We start from the raw sequence: 20,523 nt of genomic DNA, 5'->3' as shown, positions 1-20,523 counted from the left end.
TATGTAAACAAACTTAACACAAATTGAACATGGATGAATTATGAATTATGAATTACGAATTACGAATTATTGAACTTTAGCTCATATCGTTCATGTGAACTGTATAAGGGGATTGGAAAATAGTAGGTGGAGTTGAGGGAGGGCTTTCGAGTAAAAACAAGTTTTTACGGGTTCAACATGGGAGTTGATGGGAGGGTATTCTCGGGCCATTCGAATTGACCATCGGATCGAAGTTGCAGGCACACCAGCGCTGCAAGACGGGGAATTGATCGGTGGAGGAGATCCGTACGAGTAGAGATAATACCACCCCACTGTAGCTGTGGCGGAGGTACAAGCGCTTATAGATCTACTGCTGCCGGTAGAAGTGGAGGGCTTTTTTGCCCTTCTTTTTGGCTGTTTGGCCTAAATCGCCGAGATGAAGGGCACTGTTGCCCTTCTTTTTGGCTATTCGGCCGGAATTGCCGAGGTGTGAGGCATTTTTGCCCTTCTTTTTGGCTGTTTGGCCGAAACTGCCGAGATGAAGGGCACTTCTGCCCTTCTTTCCAGCTATCCAGCCGAAATTGCTGAGGTGAAGGGCACTTTTGCCCTTTTTTTTGGCTACATAGGCGTCTTCGCCACATTCTACGGGATTTATACCGTTCTTTTTAGTTACTTGAGCCATTTCCCCCTACTTCTACGGGATTTATACCGTTCTTTTAGCTTCTTTAGCCATTCCCCTAGATTCTGCGGGATTTATACTGTACTTTTAGTTACTTGAGCCATTTCCCCGACTTCTACGGGATTTATCCCGTTCTTTTTAGTTACTTGTGCCACTTCCCCGACTTCTACGGGATTTATACCGTTCTTTTTAGTTACTTAAGCCACTTTCCTAGATTCTACGGGATTTATACTGTACTTTTTAGTTACTTGAGCCATTTCCCCGACTTCTACGGGATTTATACCGTTCTTTTTAGCTTCTTTAGCCATTTCTCCGATTTCTGCGGGATTTATACCGTTCTTTTCTCTCCAGCGACGTATTCACTTAATTCCACTGGTCTTACACCACACAATCGAGCGCTGAATTTATCTTTTTCACACTACTGCCCCACTATTGAGCTAACTCCAACTACCTTAGTATTAAAAGCAACTCCACTAGGCTCCCCGGTGTCAATAAAACTAAAAGCAGGAGGGAATGACATGTGCATTTCGTTAATTTGTGAATGAATAAGTGAGTGTGGCGTTAGAGTGTATTGCTAGAATGTAATCCAAGAGTGTATTCCTAGAGTGTATTCCAAAAGTGTATTCCAAGAGTGTACTCCAAGAGTGTATTCCTAGAGTGTATTCCAAGAGTGTACTCCAAGAGTATATTCTTAGAGTGTAATCCAAGAGTGTATTCCTAGAGTGTATTCCTAGAGTGTACTCCTAGAGTGTATTTCTAGAGTGTATTCCAAGAGTGTATTCCTAGAGGGTAATGGAGGAGTACCAGTTAACAGTAACTAGAAAAGTATCATCAAGATATGTTGTTCAGTACCTTCAGTCTGTTTAGTATCACTTTTTCAAGACCACTGCACCCAGTATCTCAGGACTGCTGCCACACTTCATTCACCCAAGAGAGTAACCGGAGATCCTGACCATGTCCGGCAATAACGGATAATCCCAGTGGCAATCCACTTGTGGAGAGCATAGGTATTGTTACCTGAGGCAAACCCGCCAACCCTGCTATGCAACTCAACATCATCGCACCGCTACGATTCTCCTCCAATTGGCGCAAATCCCCTCCACGCAGCGGCGCTGGTCCCGGAACTGTCGGAATCACAAGACAATTGTCCTCACCTAGCAGCAAGCGCATCTGATTAGAAATCTCTTTTTGTTTACATTTCGCAACACTATGATCCTCTTCCGCCAAACTAGCAGCCCACGAGAATCGCGCTGCAATATCAGGCCCAAAGACTGGTTTCTCGTTCTCAATCCAAACGCCATGAGTTTCCCAAATTTCATTCCCCTGCAATTCTCTAAAAACATCCATCCAGACCCTTAACCCCTCCAAAGCAATTTCTATCTCCATGAGATGATCTGCCCCGGATCGCAAACACCTTAATCCCTCCGATAAAATAGCTGCATTCTCCAGATTAACCAAAGCCCAGCAGTCAGTAGCAACAAATAAAGTACCCATTTTATTTTTGTCTTCCATATACTTTTTCACCTTGTTTTCCGGGCCAATCTCTAAAATTTTCTCCGTACTCTTCTCAGCACTCTTCTCAATACGTTTCTCCAAAATCGTTTCTAAACTTTCCTTCTGGCTCATTTCTAAATTATTTTCATCAGTCTTCACCATGTCTCCCTCTAGGTTGTTCTCTAAATTTTTCATTACATTCTTTTCCATGCTCTTCCCTACAGTTTCCTCTATACTACTTTCTATTTTCTTCGCCATCTTCACAGATGTACTCCCAGCCACAAGCAACACTTCCCCTACCTGCTGGAGCACATCCAAACGATCTGACATCCAGCCAGTGGTATCAAAAGCCGGAGATAATGGAATAACACCTTGAAAATCCACAGCTCCATGCGTTGGTCGAAAGCCATATACTCCGCAATAAGAGGAAGGTACTCGAATTGAGCCACCGGTGTCCGTACCGAGCGCAAAATCAACACTACCAGAAGCTACCGCTACTGCCGAACCACTTGAAGATCCGCCCGGGATACGACCTACAGCACGCGGATTAATCGGCGTTCCAAAATGATGGTTCTCGCCACCCAGACTATACATCAGCTCATCCGTATGGGCAGCACCACGAAGTGTAGCACCCGACAACAGTAAACGATGTACAGCCACCGCATGCTCCGTGGACGGATGGTGGCTATGCAGCCAATCAGGATTACCTGCTGAAGAGCTGTGTCCAGCTACAGCGAATACATCTTTTACTGCAAAGGTCAGTCCATCCAATATCCCGCTACCTAAACTCTCAACCGTAAGCCCAGGATCTATAAACGCACCATACCGATTATCCAAAACCATAACTCCCCCTCCTCCCTTGACCATTACTATTACAATCCCTCTAGTAGCTTTTCGTATCCGTCACCTTTTCTCCTACGATTCCTTCAGAGTCCTTCCGGTCGCTCCATCATTCCTATACTTACCACCCAATCGCCGCACCATCGCAGCGCGGGTCCGTTCCCCCACTGCGGTATCCATTGTCATCTATCGAAATCACGTGAGCGTGACCCATAACCCCATCATAGTCATCTACTTTCCGGACAATATGACCGGCTGCGGCCAAATCTGCCAGCACCTCATCAGCTACCCTACTCTCCACCTTCAGTTCTTGCGTAGGCTCTCCCCACGTTCTCCCCCACACAAAACGTGGCTCATTCACAGCTTTTTGTGGATTCATGCCATAATGCAGCATCCTTGTGAGCAGCAGAGTTTGAGTCTGTGGTTGACCTTCGCCACCTTGCGTCCCATACAAAATCACAGGTTTGCCCTCGCGGCAGGCCATCGCTGGCATCAGTGTGTGGAAGCTGCGCTTATGCGGCTCAAGCGTATTGATGTGCCCGGGATCCAGCGAAAAAAACGAACCTCGATTCTGCAGCAAAATCCCCGTATCCCCAGCGATCACGCCCGAACCAAATTCAAAATACAGACTCTGAATAAAAGAGACCGCATTCCCGTCTTCATCCACAACTGCAGCATAAGCTGTATCACTGCCGATAGGCTGACTTGTCAGTTGTGTAGCTTTTTGCATCGAAATCGCAGACGCTAATTGTCCTGCATAACGTTTATCCAGCAGCTGCTCCAAAGGTATAGCACTAAAATCCGGATCCGTAAGCACCCTATCCCGATCGCGGAAGCTTAACTTCAACGCTTCAACAAGCAGGTGATAATATTCATACGATCCATGCTCGATTGCTTCAAAATTGAAATACTCCAACATATTAAGACTCATTAGTCCTGTGAAACCTTGAGAGTTAGGCGGCACTTGGTACACCGTATGCCCGTGATAATCCGTATGAAGCGGCTCGCCCCACTCGCCCTGATGATCCGCAAAGTCATCCCGAGTCAGATACCCGCCAGATGCCAGCATAAAGTCACAGATGTCCTCCGCAATCTTTCCCTTATAAAAAGCATCCCGCCCACCCGCCGCCAATGTCCGCAGGGTGGCCGCCAGCTGTTTTTGCTGGAATCGCGATCCAGCACAAGGAATCACGCCGCCTGGCGTGTAAATCGCTGCCGCCTCCGGTGACAGCGCAGAGCCCACAACAGCCGTGTTATTCCGCTGATCCGGCGACAGCGGAAACCCCTCCAAAGCGTAACCAACGGCAGGCTCCAGTACTTCCGCCAGCGTAAAGCGGCCATACTTACTCAGTATGGCATCCCAACTGTCCGCCATCCCCGGCACCGTAATGGCGCTGCGAATCCCCCGCCGCGGGATGAAAGCTTCCCCGGCGTAGCTGCTTCTGCGGACTCCGTACCCGGAGCGCCCGCTTCCGTTATAGGCCCGAACACGCGCCTCTTGCGTGTTATAGGTCAACCAAAAGGAATCTCCGCCTAGCCCCGTCATATGTGGATATACTACAGCTAATGTCGCACTGATCGCCACCGCTGCATCAAAGGCATTCCCCCCTTTTTCCAGCATACGTGCACCAGCAGCCGAGGCTAAATAATGGGGGCTAACTACCATAGTTTTTGTGCCTATTACGGGTTTCTCCGCCATGTCCCATCCCCCTATGTTTTACGGTTTTTTCCGCCATGTCCCAACTCCTTATTTTTTTGCGGCGGGTTTCTCCATCATATTCAATCTCCTATATTCTGCGGCAGGTTCCTCTGCGAGCCCCCTATAACTTCTGGTTTAATTAGTGTCATTTAACATTACACGAAAATCCTTTGTCAATCGGTTACGCTGAAACGCAAAATAAACCTCTTCTTTTTGTGAGCTATGCACAAATAAGAGGTCATCTTTGTTTAACCTTGTAGAATCACGCCTACGAATATTATAAAATCATTTTAATTACAGGGAGCCGCATACACCCATGGAGTACTTCCGTCACCTTTTGCCGCCAAATGGCTGCCTATCTCGAATATATATAGTCACCTTTTGCCGCCATATAGCTACCTATCTCGGTTATGTCTCTAACCTATTTCCTCCACTGGCTGCCTATCTCGGTTATGTATTGTGGCTCTGCCTATCTCAGATATGTCTAACTGCATCTAACCTTAGTAATCTTAGCCACTTTTACTTAGAGGGGGGCTTGTGCTTTGGAACACCGAATAAACAATTTATTTTAAAATATATTGCGATAACACGGCCTGCACCTCGTAAATATTTACGGATTTATTGAAGGTCTTCTTCACCGGAAGCGTGCTGCTGGAAATGTAGATACATAGCTCCGCATCCAGATCAAAATGCCCTGCCGTCTCCACGGAATAATGCGAGATGCTTTTGTAAGGGATCGAATGATATTCTGTTTTTTTGCCCGTCAGACCTTGTTTATCCACCAAAATAAGCCGCTTGTCCGTAAAAATGAACATATCTCTAATCAGCTTATAGGCGCGTTCAATTTTCTCCTGAGGGGCAAGAATTTGTGCGTATTCCCGCTGGACCTCCGTAAGATTCACTTGCGATGCATTGCCCATTAACCCGTCAAAAAGTGCCATATCTCTTCCTCTTTTCATCCGTTAAATTTAGCCACTTGCCCCCCACTATAGAACCATATTATTCTATTTTTTATATTCTATGCTGTGTAAAAATACTCTCTGACATCTTTTTACTTGCTTATTCTTTGATTTTTGATTACACTGTCATTAAATTTACTAAGAGAGGGGTGTGGAAGGAATGGATCACAATTGGACCAACAGTGTTATGAGTCGGCTACCTAAAGCGATAGCTGGCATTGCTCATGTAAATGGCGATAACGGGAGAAGTCTGTCCATTTGTATGAATTTAATAACACTACACAATTGTGAAATGCCTTTCCTGCCATCACCCGGACGGATCAGTTAACCGGAGAATGATAAGGCCGTGGGGAAATTTCCCTACGGTTTTTTTTATGGTTTTTTACAGGATTTCGGAGCCATTTAGGGTACTGGCGGTGCGAAGGGCATTCTTAAAGGAGAATATATATGATCATCCAATGCCAAAATGTTCAAAAATACCACGGGGCACAGCTCGTGCTGAATAGCATTACCTTCGATATCCGCCAAGGGGAAAAAATTGGCCTGATCGGCCGCAACGGTTGTGGCAAAACGACACTATTCCACCTGCTGAACGGGGAAGAACGTCCCGATGAAGGGCAAATCTCAATACGCAAAGGTAGCGTAGTAGGCCTGCTGGCTCAAATACAAGAAGTTAGCGAAAAAGAAACCGTATATGATGTTCTACAGCGCAGCTTTGCTGAACCTTTGCAATGGCAGCACCGCCTGCGGGAGCTTGAGCTGGAAATGTCCAGCTTTAACAGCGGAACGGATGAAACCCTCTGGAATCGGCTGTTAAAAGAATATGGCAGCTTGCAGGATAAGTTCGAGGCCGCCGGAGGTTACGAGATCGAATCCTCTATTCAGCGCGTAGCCTCGGGTCTCGGGATCGGAACCGGACAATACAGCCGACTGTTCGCCTCTCTTTCAGGAGGAGAAAAAACAAAAGTCGGACTTGCGGAGCTGCTGCTGCGCCGTCCAGACATCCTTCTACTGGATGAACCAACCAATCATCTCGATATGAATGCCATCGAATGGTTGGAGCAATTTTTACAGAGTTATGATGGAACAGTGCTGGCGATCTCCCATGACCGCTACTTTCTGGACGCTGTAGTCAAGAAAGTCATCGAGATTGAAGATGGCGAGGCTTTTACCTTCCACACCAACTACAGCGGCTATCAAGTGGAGAAGGAAACACGACTTCTTCAACAATTTGCTGATTATCAAGAGCAGCAGAAAAAAATAAAACAAATGCAGGAAAGCATCAAACGTCTCATTGAATTTGGCAATCGCGGGACTCCTCCTAACCCTTCCTTTTACCGGAGAGCAGCATCCATGCAAAAAGCACTGGATCGTATGGTGAAGGTTAAACGTCCCATTCTGGAGCGCAAATCAATGGATTTGCAGCTACAGCAAAATGACCGTTCCGGTAATCAGGTTGTCATTTTGGAGGATATCGGAAAAGCATATGGTCAGCGAAGCCTTTTCACAGAGGCAAACGAAGTGCTTCGCTACGGAGAGACTACGGCACTCATCGGCGGTAACGGGGCAGGTAAAAGTACACTTTTAAGAATTATTTTAGGGCAGGAAACCCCGGACAGCGGAAGCTGTACACTCGGTTCAAGAACTGTGGTCGGCTACCTCGCACAAGAGGCTGTTCCGGAAAATAACAAACAGTCTGTACTCCGCTACTTCCGCGAAGAAGCTGGACTTGAAGAAGGTGAAGCTCGCGGGCAGCTTGCACGTTTCCTATTCTATGGTCCCGATGTATTCAAAGACATTACGAATCTGTCCGGTGGTGAATGGACCCGCCTGCGTTTCGCTGTACTAATGCATCGCAAGCCAAACCTGCTGATTCTCGATGAGCCGACCAATCATCTGGACATAGATTCTCGTGAAGCACTCGAAGAAGCATTAGAGGAGTTTCCAGGCACAGTTCTGGCGGTATCTCATGACCGTTATTTCATCAATCGTCTATTTCACAAACTATGGTCCATTGAAGACGGACGGTTTGGAGTGTTCAACGGAAACTATGAATATTACAAGGAAAAACAAGCTGAAAAAGCATTATTAGCTCCCTCTTTTGCGGATCAAGCTAAACCTTTCTCTGCAGAACGAACAAGTTCAGGCTCTGATAAGCCTCAATCTAACAATTCAGGGAAAGAAACCAACGCTAAATCCTCCAGTTCCCGTAGGAAAAACACCACCTTCGACTGGGAAACGGCCATTGCAGAGGTAGAGAAACGCCTTGGCGTGATCGATGCCAAGATGTTAGAGCCCCTGATCAGCAGCGATGCAGTTGAACTTGCTGAACTGCAACAAGAACGTGATGCGATACAGGAACAGTTGGATGAGCTCTATACAGGATGGATGGAGACAACTGATCTATAAATTGATCTATAAGGAGATGAGCATATGAGCAACAAAGAGAAAATTAAGTTGTTATGGAAAGAATATACCCAGCTTCATCCACAAAAAGCGGATAAATATGACGCCTGGGCCTTTGGTGACAGTCCCCAGATGGCCGATAAACTGCTCGATCTGGTGATTCGTGGGATCAAGACAGGAACTGCTTCAAATTATGATATATTTGAAACTTGTGACGAGACGTTTCCGCAAGTTGGCGGGCACAGTATCGTGCTGGATGGTTCTGGTGATCCGCAGGCAATAATTATTACTACAGAGGTACAAATTATACCTTTTGATGAGGTTAGCGCTGAGTTTGCCTATACTGAAGGAGAGGGTGACCGGACGCTTAAGTCATGGCGTCATGATCATGAGCAGTTCTTCACCCGAGAATCCTTAAAATTCTTAAACAAACCCTTTGATCCAAAGATGAAAGTTGTTTGTGAGAATTTTAAAGTGGTATATACAAAAGGCTAAGATCTTCAGAAAACGCAAAAGGCTGTCTCTTCCACAAGGAAGGGACAGCCTTTTGTGTATACTATAAATTCAACAGAATTAGATCCTCATTAATTTATGGTTTAGTGCCAAAATCCCAAAATCCAGCCAATAACAGAGATCCATAACGGAATGCTGATTAAGATACCCCAAACCAGCCCAGTGGCAATATTGCCTTCTGCAGGACGCACCACATTTTCCTGTTTCAATGGAATGCTCAATTCTTCTTGTTCCATGCGATCCCCTCCTAAAATATCTTATCGTCACAGTAGAGGAAAAAATGTAGACCGCTCGACCCAAAAAATTAAAATTTTGAATTTTGGTAGATATAAAGGCTCAGCGGCCAAACCGTTGTAAGTGCTTACATATTAGATATTAACCAAATTTCGAATAATTAAAAACTTAAATTTGCGGAAGTCATACAGTATATGCAGATTCTTAGTCCAATATTACTACTTTTTCCGGATTTCGTAAATATTCAAACATCGTCCGAATCTGTGCCTCTGTATTCCGCTCTGTTGAGAGCTCAGGCAGCTTATCTTCTGCAAAAAAAGAAACTTCGCTTGTCTCTACCCCTTCCATTGCCTCTCCGCCCACAATGCGGCATAAAATAAAGAACTTATACACGTGATAAGGCTCCGGTGGATGGTTATGAAATTTCTTATCTAATACAGCCAGTAAGCGAACTGCTTCTGCCTCAAAACCCGATTCCTCTTTGATTTCTTTCACAACAACCTCACTCGGGGACAGTCCAATGTCTCCCAACCACCAGGAAGCGCCCAATTCCCGTCCAACTTCTCGCGAACAAGTAGAATTTCATCCTCCCGGAATACAACACCACGGACATCAACTTTTGGAGTAGCATAACCCCCTTCACCCGCAAAGGAGAGTCTAATTCTCTCCTTGCTTTCGAAGGTATAATTAGCGAGGATATCTACACTGAGCTCCCGCAAAGCTTGATACCGTTCTATATCATAAACATCCTTAGCATAAGTTAATCCAGTCTGTGCGATGGCCTGAATTTCTTTGGCCCACGTTAACCATTTCTGCTCCATTGCTGCACCCCTTTTTCGGTACCTTGATTAGGATTACTGGCAAAGCATTAAATGACGCGAGAAGGCTCCTTTTTTAGCTTCACAACGGTCTATGATTGTAAATCCAGCTTCAGTGATCATCTCGTCCATCGGTTCAATCGCAACGATAACCACCCGATCTGCAATCCGGCGCGCATTCACTAGAATCGCGAACTGCTCCTCAGGTGTAATACTAGAATATAGATTATATGGCATATCTACAATGGCTACATCGTAATGATCAGTGATATCCGCAATATCCCCAAGCGTTACCTCACTGGTGAATCCAAAATGGGCAATATTTGTTCTCGCACCGGTAGCAATCATAGGGTTAATATCACGTCCAACCATGTCGATTCCCATTGACAAGGCTTCTACCATTACAGTTCCAATACCACAGCAAGGATCTATAGCACGTATACCTTCAGGATTCGGAATAGCCATATTAACCGCGGCACGGGCAACACGTGTACTAAGCGCGATAGAATAGCTGCGTGGCTTCTTCATTTGGCGGAACCAAGTTGCCTTGTTTTTATGATAAGATCCGAAGTACCAGCGTCCACCCAGCGTAACAATGCCGTATACCAGCTCCGGATGGTTAACATCCGCTTCTCCTTCAATCCGCAACCCAATTTCCCGCTCGATCACTCTGCGCTCATCATACTCTATTTTGTCTGCAGGGCCCAGATCGTTGGTCTTCACAAAAATAACCTTAAACGTCTTGCCGCCAAGCTCCACCTGCTTCGTTTGATCATAAATCTCAGGCAGACTATCCCCTTCATACATTACATCTATCCGCTCTTTAATGAAGGGACTGCGGCTGACATCCACTTCAACCTCACTCTTAAAAAGAGCAGTCGGCACCTGCTCGCCAAAAAGACATCGCAGCTCCATCTGACACAGCGATAACTCGTCCTCTGAACAGGTGTAAGTATAAATAAATGTGTTTGTTCCACTTTCCGTATGCAATATAATCCATCCTCTATCCCAGTGAATTGTTCTGCTGTCTTGTTACTCCTGTGTGTCGTGCTGGTGGTCATAATCTATACGCGCTTTGGCGATCTTCCCATTGTTTTTGTTGACCCAGTCCACAAGCGAGGTTAAAGGTCCCAACAATGATTCTCCTATGCTCGTCAGACCGTATTCCACAGTCAGTGGGACTGTAGGCGTCGCCTTACGCCAAACTAATCCATCCCGTTCCAAATGGCGCAGGGTCTGGGTCAGCATCCGTTGTGATATCCCTCCAGAGCGCCTTTGCAACTCTTTGAACCGCAAAGCTTCAGCACCTAAATTGACTATGATCAGTACACTCCATTTGTCTCCGACCCTGTCCAGAATCTGGCGGGTAATGGAGCAATCCTCCAGCATCGGCATGAACCGGGTGGGTTCTTCCTTTGAATGTTCCAACTGTGGTTACCTCCATGTAACTTAAGCATGTAATAGTGCCTTCTTGTCCCTCAAGCCTATTCAGCTTATCATGGTTACTGTTAGTAATCAACAACCGGAAAGGAACTAATAAATCATGAAAAAGACCATTGCCATCATGGGTGCTGGACCCGGCCTAGGACTCTCAATCGCCAAAAAATTCGGAGCCAACGGATTTCAAGTGGCATTAATCTCTCGAAATGAAGAGAAGCTGAACACCCTTGTTCAGGAACTGCAAGCACTAAATATCGAGGCTGCTGCTTTTCCTGCCGACGTATACAATAAAGAACAAGTAGCCACAGCCTTCGATAATATCAAGAAAAAATACGGCTTTATCGATGTGCTCGAATTCAGCCCGACAAGTGGAAATTACCCTCCTACTCCTGCTTCACAAGTAACCGAAGAAAATGCACAGGATGCCTTTCAGGCACTGGTTGTAGCCGCTATCCGCAGCGTAGCACAGGTATTGCCTGAGATGCTGGAGAAACGCAGCGGCGCACTGCTGTTCACAACCGGATTGTCCTCCGTCTATCCCATGCAGATGATGGGTAATGTTGGCATTGCGCTTAGCGGATTAAGAAACTACGCACTTAACCTGCATGCAGATTTGGCTCCACAAGGAATCTATGTAGGTCATTTAGCACTTGGTGTATTCATTAAACCCGGCACTGCTACAGATCCAGGACTCATCGCTGATGTTTGGTATGAGATGTATATGGACAAAAGCAAAGCTGAGGATACTTTTCCCCAAGGTGTGACACCGGCTACAATCATCTGGTGAGAGGTTTGCCCCATCGCTTTTGATCCATAGTGAGTTCTCCAGTATAATGGTTCCTATAGAATGCTAAACAAGACGGTCACGCATGGCCAATAAGCTTATGCCCAGGCGCTTACAAAGCCGGTTTTGCGCAGCAAAACTTAAGGAGGTACATACTCACTATGTCATACGAAACTTATTTTTCAACCCACCGGGATGAACATCTCGAAGAACTAAAACAATGGCTCAGAATTCCAAGTATTTCTGCCTTATCTGAACATAAGGACGATGTACTGAAGGCAGCCCATTGGCTGACAGACACCCTGAAAAAAGCCGGACTTGAGAACATTGAGTTGCATCCGACAGCGGGACATCCCGTTATATATGCCGATTATCTTCATGCTCCAGGCAAACCAACCATTCTCGTGTATGGTCACTACGATGTACAACCAGTAGACCCATTAAACCTATGGACCACACCTCCATTTGAACCAGAGATTCGTGATGGCAAGCTTTATGCACGCGGAGCAACAGATGACAAAGGACAAGTATTCGTTCACCTCAAAGCCATTGAGGCGATCCTGAAACAAGAAGGTACTCTTCCTGTGAATCTCAAGCTTTGCATCGAAGGTGAAGAAGAAATCGGCAGTGTGAATCTGCCTCCGTTCCTTGAAGCCAATAAAGAAAAGCTCGCTGCGGATGCGGTGTTAGTCTCCGATACATCCCTATTGGAACGCGGTCGTCCTGCCATCTGCACTGGGCTGCGTGGACTAGCTTCCCTTGAAGTTGATGTAACTACCGCTTTGACAGACCTGCACTCCGGTTCTTACGGCGGCGGTGTTCCGAATGCACTGCATGCCCTAGTATCTTTACTAAGCTCGCTTCATGACGACAAAGGACGTGTATCTGTAGACGGATTCTATGATGGTGTTCCTGAACTTTCCCCAATGCTGCGGGAAGAATTCGTGAAGCAAGGTGTGAATGAAGATAAAATCCGCGAAGGTCTTGGATTGGAATCGTTATACGGGGAAGAAGGTTATTCCTTTGTAGAACGGATTGGCGCTCGTCCTACGCTTGAGCTTAACGGCGTATACGGCGGTTTCCAAGGGGAAGGCAGTAAGACGGTTATCCCTAAAGAAGCACATGCGAAGATTACCTGCCGCCTAGTTGGCGATCAGGATCCACAGCATATCCTTGATGCCGTTGAAGCACATCTGAAGGCTAATATTCAGACCGGAGCGAAAGTGCATGTTAAGCAAATGGAGAAGGCCCGTGCCTTTAACATCGATCCGTCGAATGCTATTCTGCAAACTGCAGCAGACGCATATGGCAAAGTATATGGAACCCGCGCCCTCTTCACCAAAGACGGCGGCTCCATTCCAATCATGGAGAGCTTCTCCCGTGTGCTGGAAGCACCCGTCGTTCTGATGGGCTTTGGTCTCGATGATGAGAACCTGCATGCACCGGATGAGCATTTCAACCTGGAGAACTTCGACAAGGGATTACTCACCATTGTTGAGTTCCTAAAGACTGTATAAGATACCTACAAACAATTAAAGCCAGGTTCCCTAAGTTGGGAGCCTGGCTTTTTAGTATGCGGCCAAACAAAAGAGCATCATTGCTTAGTCCATTTATAAAACCACCATACCATTGCTATCACCATTATTATTAAAAGAAAAATCAGGCTTTTAACTGAGCTACTTATTATTAAAGGTCTTAAATAAGCGATCATTATCCGTCCCCCATATAGAATGAATATAAAAGAGATATAATCACCATATCACTTAATACAAAATATTGAAATAGCAGAGAAACTCTGTGCTTAATCACCATTATTAGCCTTCATGTAATATCTCCAGCTACAAAAATAAGCAACGTTTCAATCGTCCCTGAGATATTCTCCACTTTGCCATGACCATAAGGATGAGCTTTATCCGCAGAGCGACTCGACCATCGGACCGAGAAAACAGCAATCAACGAAGCAACTACATCTAAGGAGGAGTGGATCGCTTCCGAGATAATTGCTACTGAACCTGTAAGTACTCCGACCATAAGCTTTAAAGAAACGATAAATGTATTGCTAAGTACAGATAGGAACGCAATCTTTGCACCATTCAAAAGTTTCACAACCTTTTCTTAAAAGTACGCTATATTAAAGTTTTTCCATTAGGCAAATAGCATAAACAAAAAAATCCCACCAACCATTAATAGGCTGATGGGATATAAAAAAACCCTTGCATCGCAAGGATTTGGAAGTTTGAATTATGGAGCGGGTGATGGGAATCGAACCCACGCTATCAGCTTGGAAGGCTGAAGTTCTACCATTGAACTACACCCGCACTAGAAATTGAATACAAGAGATATTGTATCATCCCTACAAGTAAAAATCAACATTTTTTTAGTTTACAGGGAAGCGCCGAGGGGTGCCTTTTTTAAAAATATCGCCTCAAACTCTGCTGGTTGAATAGGTTTGCTGAACAGAAATCCTTGAGCTTCATGACAATGCTGTTCACGCAAAAACTGCAGCTGCTCCTTGTTCTCAACACCCTCAGCCGTAACCTTCAGCTTCAAATGATGCGCCATAGAAGTGATTGTAGAGACTATAGCAGCATTGTTGCTGTCCTCCATAACCTCTGATACGAACGACCTGTCTATTTTCAATCTGTCGATCGGCATGTTCTTTAGATAATGCAGGGAGCTGTAGCCTGTACCAAAATCGTCAATACTGATGAAGACACCAAGCTCTTTCAGACGCTTCAGCTGATCAAAGGCTGTTTCTTTATCCAAGGTCATACTCTCAGTAATCTCAAGGTCGACATAACACGGATCTAATCCAATGTCGGTTAAGATGGTATGAATCCTCCCTGCTAGATTAGGCTGAAGGAATTGCCGCATAGATAGGTTGATGGAGACGCAAATCGGCACATAGCCGGCCAGCTGCCATTTTTTATTCTGCAGACAAGCTGTTTTGAGTACCCATTCCCCAATCGGAACAATGAGTCCACTCTCCTCAGCTAACGGGATAAATTCCGCCGGAGAGACCAGACCACGTTTCGGATGATTCCAGCGGAGCAGAGCTTCCATTCCTACGATCTCTTCCGTCTCCAATAAAACCTTTGGCTGATACACCAGAAAGAATTCATTGCGTTCAAGCGCTCTGCGGAGGTCATTTTCCAGCTTTAGACGTTCCTTTGCTTTCATCTGCATAGCTGGGATATACCGGCGAATTTCCACTCCCTGTTCCTTGGCATTATGTACAGCCGTATCAGCATTCTGAATTAGATGTTCCGCAGTTTCACCGTCACCGGGATAAATACTTAACCCCATACTAAGCGAAATATGGTACTCCCCCGACTCTAAGGCAATAGGTACCTCAAACAATCGATGCAGCTCCGTAGCTCGTACCAAACATTCTCCAAGACTTGCTCTCTCCATCATAAGAAAAGCGAACTCATCCGCCCCCATACTATAAAGCTCTTCAGTAGATTTGGCCTCATTCACAAGGCGCTCAGACACCAGCTTCAGTAAATGGTCTCCGGCAAAATGGCCCAGGGAGTCATTTATATTCTTGAAATGATTAATATTCATAATAGCTAACGCTGAGAATTTATCGCTCGTTTTCTTCTCTCCAGCAATAATCATCTCTTCTACACGCTGCGTCAGACGACGTCTATTGGGAAGTCCCGTTAAATCATCATGATAGGCTAAATAATTGATCCGCTCCTCAGCCAACTGCTTTTCGTAAAAAGGTTCTTCAATCGTCAGACGATATACTCCGGTAAGCAGCAAGTAGTAAGCAACTCCGCTACACACCATTCCAAAAAGATCATCTATATTGCCACTACTGAATGGACTCATAAAAAAGGCTTGGCCCAAAGAGAAAAAGATAAGTGCTCGAATAATAATAAGCAGTGAGGCTGACTTTTCACTTTTTTCAGGAAATACAATAACCGCAACACCTGCCAAGTAAACAAAAAGAACTGCTAAATCAGCAATCTGCTTCAATGGATTCATCCAAGGCTTAGTTAATAACTGAGGCAATGCCGAGTGGCTGAAAATAAACAAAACAATGGAAAGCACAATCAACATGAAGGCTATTCTAAACAATTTTCTTTTTTCAGAGACAGACACGGGCTTATCTTCCCTGCTAAAAATAAACAACATTCCTAAACCGCTGATTAGTCGTGAGAGGGTTCGCAGCCACAACGATTCTTCAAAAGTTATGAATGATGAAATCAACGGGACGCCGACAAAACCCAGTGTATGCAAGAAATCAATAATACATATTCCACCAAAAAGAGCAGCGGCATATAATCTTCCTTTAGATAATCTGCTAGAGAAGAATAACCAGCCCTGTGCAAATATTGCAAATCCAAAAGCAACATTACAGCAGCCGACAATGAGATAGAGAGAAGAAATAATATCCCAATCGTCCAATCGGTTAAGCGATGTATGGAAAATTTGAATTAAAAGGAACAGCAAGGCGCCTACAGCAGCTGCTTGAATTGTCTTTTTCTCTTCTTGTCTCATAAGTCCCTCGCGTCTGAAAATAATATCTATTAATTAACATTCAAGTATAGTTATGTCCTATGTATAAATATCGGCGGGATAGGACTTTTAAGTTACATTTCTTTTATGGGCATTCAAATGGAAGGCGCGTTTATAAGTTATATATTCATAAATCTTGCATAAATATAAACCATTTTCTGCTAGCAGGCAACCAAAAAAGCACTTCCCCCTACGAAAGGGTTCAGTGCTTCTAAGAAACTCAAGTTTATTTGTCACCAAAGGTTACTTCTGGTGTTGTAAGCTTATCAAAAAAATCAACGGATTTATCCTTGTCTGCAGATGCACGAAGTGCCATTGCTGAACGTGGATGCTCATCAAGTGTACCTGTGATCATATAAGGAATGATATAGCCCCACTCCTCTTTCTCACGCAAAGGAATCATCAGGCGTTCAATAATATCAAGCACAGGGCGCAAGGAGTAACGTGTATTCTTCAAATGAGTTACTAACAGCTCTGTAGGGCAATTTCCTGCAGCTCGTCCCATTCCATAACAAGAAGCATCCAGTAACTCTACACCATTCTCAGCAGCAATCAACGTGTTGGAGAACGCCAACTGAAGATTATTGTGAGTATGTACGCCTAGACGTTTGTTTGGCAGATGTGTCTTGAACTTCTCAACCAGATAATTCATGTCATTATGATCCAAGCTGCCGTATGAATCTACAATATATACCACATCAACAACGCTCTCACGGATCATTTCAAAAGCTTCCAACAATTCATTCTCCATAACATTAGACAAAGCCATAATGTTGATCGTTGTCTCATAGCCTAGATCATGGAAAGTTTGTACCAATTGCAAGGCTTTCTCTACATCTTTGCTGTAGCATGCCACACGAATCAAATCCAGCATACTTTCGCTGCGGGGCAAAATATCATTCTCATCCACGCGGCCGATATCAACCAAAGCAGATAGCTTGGTGTGACCTTTTTGCGGAATCACTTTACGCAGGAAATCATCGTCCAGAAAACGCCATGGTCCGGCACCCTCTGCTCCTTTGAGCAATTTTGGTGAATTTTTATAACCGATTTCCATATAATCAACACCAGCTTCATTCAAGCCGGCATATAAGTTTTGTACAAATTCCACACTAAAATCCCAGTTGTTCACTAGGCCCCCATCTCGGATGGTGCAGTCAACAATCTTACATTGATTAGTCTTCATAATTATCTCCCTTCAACTATTGCAATCATTATAACCGCGAATATAGCTTTACTATGCAATTTATATCGTATAATCATACTTTAATGAAGAATAAAATGTAAAGGAATTTCATCTTCTTCTCTTTAATGCTATTACCACATCGTGTCAGCGACAATGATCACAGTAAATAAGCCCTAAAAATGCTACATTACAAGAAAATCATTGAGATTGATTATCAGTCTCTTTTGGAGGGATAAAAATGGCTTCTACCTCTTGCTCATTACTGCGACTACAACCGGGTTCGACCGGATATATTCATAAAATAGAAGGAATCAACCCCATCCTGCGTCGTCGTCTGGCTGATCTTGGAGTGTCCGAGGGTGTGAGCATTCGCCTGAAAGGAAAAGGACCTTTTTTAGGACCTATTACCTTGGAATGCAATGGACAACTGTTCGCCATCCGCCGGAAGGAAGCTTCATTGATTGAGGTGAACGTGTCTTGAGTTCAATAGCACTTGTAGGTAACCCCAATACAGGTAAAACCTCTCTCTTCAATACATTGACCTCCTCATACGAATATGTTGGTAACTGGTCAGGGGTAACGGTAGAAAAGAAGATCGGCAGCCTGAAGAACGGCGCTGGCAAGCTCATTGATTTGCCGGGCATCTATTCCTTGCACCCACTCTCACGTGATGAGGGAGTTGCTGCCCAGTATTTAATAGAAGAATCTCCTGAAGCCTTAATTAATATCGTGGATGCTTCACAGCTGGAACGAAATCTGCTGCTCACGCTTCAATTACTTGAGTATGGCAAACCTACCTTACTCGGACTGAATATGATTGACGTCGCCAATGCACGTGGAATTCGCATCAATCATGAAGTCTTACAATCACGACTGGGTATAACTGTCCTCCCGCTTGTTGCAAGAACGGGAAAAGGCTGCGCACAAGTCCTCAGTATTTTAGAGAAATCCTCTGCGATTCCCGCTGTAAAGTTCAAGTTGAACTATGGTGAGATTGTAGAGCATGCGATATCTTCTATAGAAAAGGAATTACTTCCTATCAAGGACTTACCCAATCACCGCTGGATTGCTCTACAGCTTATGGAGCAGAATCCGGTTATTCTTCATTTTCTAAAGACACGTATGGACACCTCTCGCCTGCTAAACATCTGTGAATCCTGTCAGAGTGAGCTACAGATCAAAAAGCTGGCCCTGACGCTCCCCCAATGGATTCGCTCACAGCGGATGGATTATATCCACTCCATTTGTGAGGTTGTACTTGATACAACAACGCAGAAGCCTCATAACTTAACAGAAAGATTAGATTCCATATTGACGCATCGTTTTCTAGGACTGCCCTTATTTATCTTCTTTATGTATGCTCTCTTTAAGACCACATTTGACTGGGTTGGCGGACCTCTATCAGATCTCCTCGATGGCCTGATCTCCGGACCGATTAGTGATGGAGCCAATTCCCTGCTACAGACGCTTGGAGCATCCAGCTTCACGCATGCCCTGATCGTCGATGGATTAATTAGCGGTGTAGGGGGCGTCCTCGTCTTTGTCCCGCAAATCTTCATTCTCTTCCTGATCATTTCCTTCTTGGAGGATTCAGGATACATGGCTCGGGTTTGCTTATTAATGGACAGCACGATGGAACGTATGGGACTAAACGGAAAAGCATTTATTCCATTCATCATTGGCTTCGGCTGCAATGTGCCTGCCATAATGGCGGCGCGCAGCATCGAACAGCCCAAAGACCGAATGCTGACCACCTTGCTAATGCCACTGATGTCCTGTTCTGCGAGACTGCCTGTTTACGCTTTATTCGCAGCAGTATTTTTCCCGGCGCAAGAGGCCGTAGCAGTTCTGTCCATGTATGTGATGGGTATTGTGTTTGCGCTGATTCTTTGTAAGGTATTCTCTAAATATTTATTCAAAAATGAATCCTCAGTTTTCATGATCGAGCTTCCACCTTATCGTATGCCGCAGATCAAGACCTTATCGCGCAGCACTTGGGAAAAGGGCAAAGGTTTCCTGCGAAAAGCTGGAACTATTATTCTTGCAGGCTCAGCAATTATTTGGTTTATGTCTTATGCGGGTCCTGGCGGGTTTGATGTGGACATGGATCACAGCTTCCTGGCTAAGTTTGGAGGTATGATCGCACCGCTACTGGCACCGCTTGGTTTCGGAACATGGCAGGCTGGCTCTACATTGGTTCCGGGCTTTTTGGCAAAAGAGGTCGTAGTCTCTACCATGAATATCATCTATCATGCACCAGATGCTGCTGGTTTAGAAAATCAAATTTCTCAAGTCTTCACACCATTGAGTTCGATCAGCTTTATGGCCTTTATCCTGCTATATATTCCTTGTTTGGCTACTGTAGGGGTGATCAAAAAAGAAACAGCATCTTGGAAATGGACCTTCTTCTCCATGGGGTATTCTCTCGTTCTGGCGTATATCGTATCTTTAATTATTTTTCAAGGCGGACGGTTATTAGGATGGTCGTAGACTTGTAAATTAAAAGATTCTCATGATGAAAGTGGGGTACCATTATGATAAATGTTGTGATTGTCGCCTTAATTTTCGGTTATTCTGGCTGGACCATCTATCGACATGTGCAAAAGGGGAAGCAGGGCGCTTGTGCAGGCTGTGATAAAGGAAAAAGCTGCTCGGCAGCATCGATGGATTCCCCTCTTTCTTGTTGTTCAACACCGGTTAACAACAAGAAGTAAGCTTGTAAAACGAGCAATAAATAGAGATTTATCGTTTAGCCTCCTTAACTAACGGGTATGTTTGTTATAAGCAACTACAGACAATACCAAGGAGGTAATTCCTATGAATACCAAAAAGACATTATTTACAACAGTCGCATTGGGAGCAGTATATTTACTGAAGAATAAGGGAACTCGCGATAAAATTATGAACGGCATTCAATCCTACACTTCCCAATCGAAGGCAAAAAAATCCAGTGGTACTGTTTAAG

18 protein-coding genes, 1 tRNA gene and 2 pseudogenes are annotated in these 20,523 nt (G+C 44.8%); 9 read left to right on the top strand and 12 right to left on the bottom strand.

The features are described 5' to 3' along the window. Positions 1 to 346 precede the first annotated feature (346 nt). The 4 genes from MHH46_RS06720 to MHH46_RS06705 all read right to left on the bottom strand — a co-directional run bounded on the left by MHH46_RS06720 (position 347) and on the right by MHH46_RS06705 (position 5,632). A complete protein-coding gene (locus tag MHH46_RS06720; RefSeq protein ID WP_076192976.1) occupies positions 347 to 661 on the bottom strand; it encodes a hypothetical protein in 315 nt (104 codons plus the stop codon). A gap of 897 nt (positions 662 to 1,558) precedes the next feature. Next, entirely contained in the window at positions 1,559 to 2,995 is a 1,437-nt protein-coding gene (locus MHH46_RS06715) for an amidase family protein (protein WP_256717213.1), read from the bottom strand. Positions 2,996 to 3,113: 118 nt separating this feature from the next. Further along, positions 3,114 to 4,691, bottom strand: a complete 1,578-nt coding sequence (gene ggt / locus MHH46_RS06710) for a gamma-glutamyltransferase (protein WP_076192979.1) — start codon at positions 4,689 to 4,691, stop codon at positions 3,114 to 3,116. A 563-nt stretch (positions 4,692 to 5,254) separates the two neighbouring features. Then, on the bottom strand, positions 5,255 to 5,632 hold the full coding sequence (locus tag MHH46_RS06705) for a PH domain-containing protein (protein ID WP_036680049.1): 378 nt from the start codon (positions 5,630 to 5,632) through the stop codon (positions 5,255 to 5,257). Between the two features lie 178 nt (positions 5,633 to 5,810). On the opposite strand from MHH46_RS06705, the gene MHH46_RS06700 reads away from it, so the two are divergent. The 3 genes from MHH46_RS06700 to MHH46_RS06690 all read left to right on the top strand — a co-directional run bounded on the left by MHH46_RS06700 (position 5,811) and on the right by MHH46_RS06690 (position 8,551). After that, on the top strand, positions 5,811 to 5,978 hold the full coding sequence (locus MHH46_RS06700; RefSeq protein ID WP_162636617.1) for a hypothetical protein: 168 nt from the start codon (positions 5,811 to 5,813) through the stop codon (positions 5,976 to 5,978). 119 nt (positions 5,979 to 6,097) lie between these two features. Next, complete coding sequence (locus tag MHH46_RS06695) at positions 6,098 to 8,059, top strand: ABC-F family ATP-binding cassette domain-containing protein (protein WP_076125458.1); 1,962 nt, start codon at positions 6,098 to 6,100, stop codon at positions 8,057 to 8,059. Between the two features lie 24 nt (positions 8,060 to 8,083). Next, positions 8,084 to 8,551, top strand: a complete 468-nt coding sequence (locus MHH46_RS06690) for an ASCH domain-containing protein (protein WP_076125460.1) — start codon at positions 8,084 to 8,086, stop codon at positions 8,549 to 8,551. Positions 8,552 to 8,652: 101 nt separating this feature from the next. On the opposite strand, the gene MHH46_RS06685 is transcribed toward MHH46_RS06690, so the two are convergent. From MHH46_RS06685 to MHH46_RS06670, 4 genes and pseudogenes are all read right to left on the bottom strand, one after another. Continuing rightward, positions 8,653 to 8,805, bottom strand: coding sequence for a hypothetical protein (locus MHH46_RS06685; protein ID WP_155288093.1), 153 nt, complete (start codon positions 8,803 to 8,805; stop codon positions 8,653 to 8,655). Positions 8,806 to 9,007: 202 nt separating this feature from the next. Next, positions 9,008 to 9,624: pseudogene (locus tag MHH46_RS06680) on the bottom strand (NUDIX hydrolase). A 33-nt stretch (positions 9,625 to 9,657) separates the two neighbouring features. Further along, positions 9,658 to 10,611: an RNA methyltransferase gene (locus MHH46_RS06675; RefSeq protein ID WP_076192982.1), complete on the bottom strand. Its 954-nt coding sequence runs from the start codon at positions 10,609 to 10,611 to the stop codon at positions 9,658 to 9,660. A 42-nt stretch (positions 10,612 to 10,653) separates the two neighbouring features. Beyond that, positions 10,654 to 11,049: a helix-turn-helix domain-containing protein gene (locus MHH46_RS06670; protein ID WP_244886429.1), complete on the bottom strand. Its 396-nt coding sequence runs from the start codon at positions 11,047 to 11,049 to the stop codon at positions 10,654 to 10,656. A 115-nt stretch (positions 11,050 to 11,164) separates the two neighbouring features. Between MHH46_RS06670 and MHH46_RS06665 the strand changes: the two genes are divergently transcribed. Next, positions 11,165 to 11,848, top strand: a complete 684-nt coding sequence (locus MHH46_RS06665) for an SDR family oxidoreductase (protein ID WP_076125466.1) — start codon at positions 11,165 to 11,167, stop codon at positions 11,846 to 11,848. Positions 11,849 to 12,006: 158 nt separating this feature from the next. Further along, the gene (locus MHH46_RS06660; RefSeq protein WP_076192984.1) at positions 12,007 to 13,362 is read left to right on the top strand and encodes a dipeptidase; all 1,356 of its coding nucleotides are present in this window, start codon (positions 12,007 to 12,009) and stop codon (positions 13,360 to 13,362) included. Positions 13,363 to 13,678: 316 nt separating this feature from the next. Here the strand turns inward: MHH46_RS06660 and MHH46_RS06655 are convergent. From MHH46_RS06655 to MHH46_RS06640, 4 genes and pseudogenes are all read right to left on the bottom strand, one after another. After that, positions 13,679 to 13,942 (bottom strand): annotated as a pseudogene (locus MHH46_RS06655) (cation diffusion facilitator family transporter); the annotation flags it as partial. A gap of 147 nt (positions 13,943 to 14,089) precedes the next feature. Continuing rightward, a tRNA-Gly gene (locus MHH46_RS06650) sits at positions 14,090 to 14,163 on the bottom strand. Between the two features lie 64 nt (positions 14,164 to 14,227). Further along, positions 14,228 to 16,354 (bottom strand): bifunctional diguanylate cyclase/phosphodiesterase, encoded by a 2,127-nt coding sequence (locus tag MHH46_RS06645; protein ID WP_076192986.1) that lies wholly within the window; start codon positions 16,352 to 16,354, stop codon positions 14,228 to 14,230. Between the two features lie 244 nt (positions 16,355 to 16,598). Continuing rightward, positions 16,599 to 17,558 carry an aldolase catalytic domain-containing protein gene (locus tag MHH46_RS06640; protein ID WP_170914180.1) on the bottom strand — a complete coding sequence of 320 codons (960 nt, stop codon included), beginning with the start codon at positions 17,556 to 17,558 and terminating at the stop codon, positions 16,599 to 16,601. 238 nt (positions 17,559 to 17,796) lie between these two features. On the opposite strand from MHH46_RS06640, the gene MHH46_RS06635 reads away from it, so the two are divergent. The 4 genes from MHH46_RS06635 to MHH46_RS06620 all read left to right on the top strand — a co-directional run bounded on the left by MHH46_RS06635 (position 17,797) and on the right by MHH46_RS06620 (position 20,522). Then, on the top strand, positions 17,797 to 18,039 hold the full coding sequence (locus MHH46_RS06635) for a FeoA family protein (RefSeq protein ID WP_036680093.1): 243 nt from the start codon (positions 17,797 to 17,799) through the stop codon (positions 18,037 to 18,039). Continuing rightward, positions 18,036 to 20,048 carry a ferrous iron transport protein B gene (gene feoB, locus MHH46_RS06630; protein WP_076192988.1) on the top strand — a complete coding sequence of 671 codons (2,013 nt, stop codon included), beginning with the start codon at positions 18,036 to 18,038 and terminating at the stop codon, positions 20,046 to 20,048. Before MHH46_RS06635 ends, feoB begins: the two co-directional genes overlap by 4 nt. A 44-nt stretch (positions 20,049 to 20,092) precedes the next feature. Then, positions 20,093 to 20,272 (top strand): FeoB-associated Cys-rich membrane protein, encoded by a 180-nt coding sequence (locus tag MHH46_RS06625; RefSeq protein WP_038569228.1) that lies wholly within the window; start codon positions 20,093 to 20,095, stop codon positions 20,270 to 20,272. Positions 20,273 to 20,375: 103 nt separating this feature from the next. Then, positions 20,376 to 20,522, top strand: a complete 147-nt coding sequence (locus tag MHH46_RS06620) for a hypothetical protein (protein ID WP_172628785.1) — start codon at positions 20,376 to 20,378, stop codon at positions 20,520 to 20,522. The last annotated feature ends 1 nt before the right edge of the window (position 20,523 follow it).

The organism is Paenibacillus sp. FSL H8-0175, assembly GCF_045040615.1.
Classification (GTDB): domain Bacteria; phylum Bacillota; class Bacilli; order Paenibacillales; family Paenibacillaceae; genus Paenibacillus_AQ; species Paenibacillus_AQ odorifer.
The sequence above is the reverse complement of the archived record's forward strand: the minus strand, read 5'-3'. Positions and strand labels throughout refer to the sequence as shown.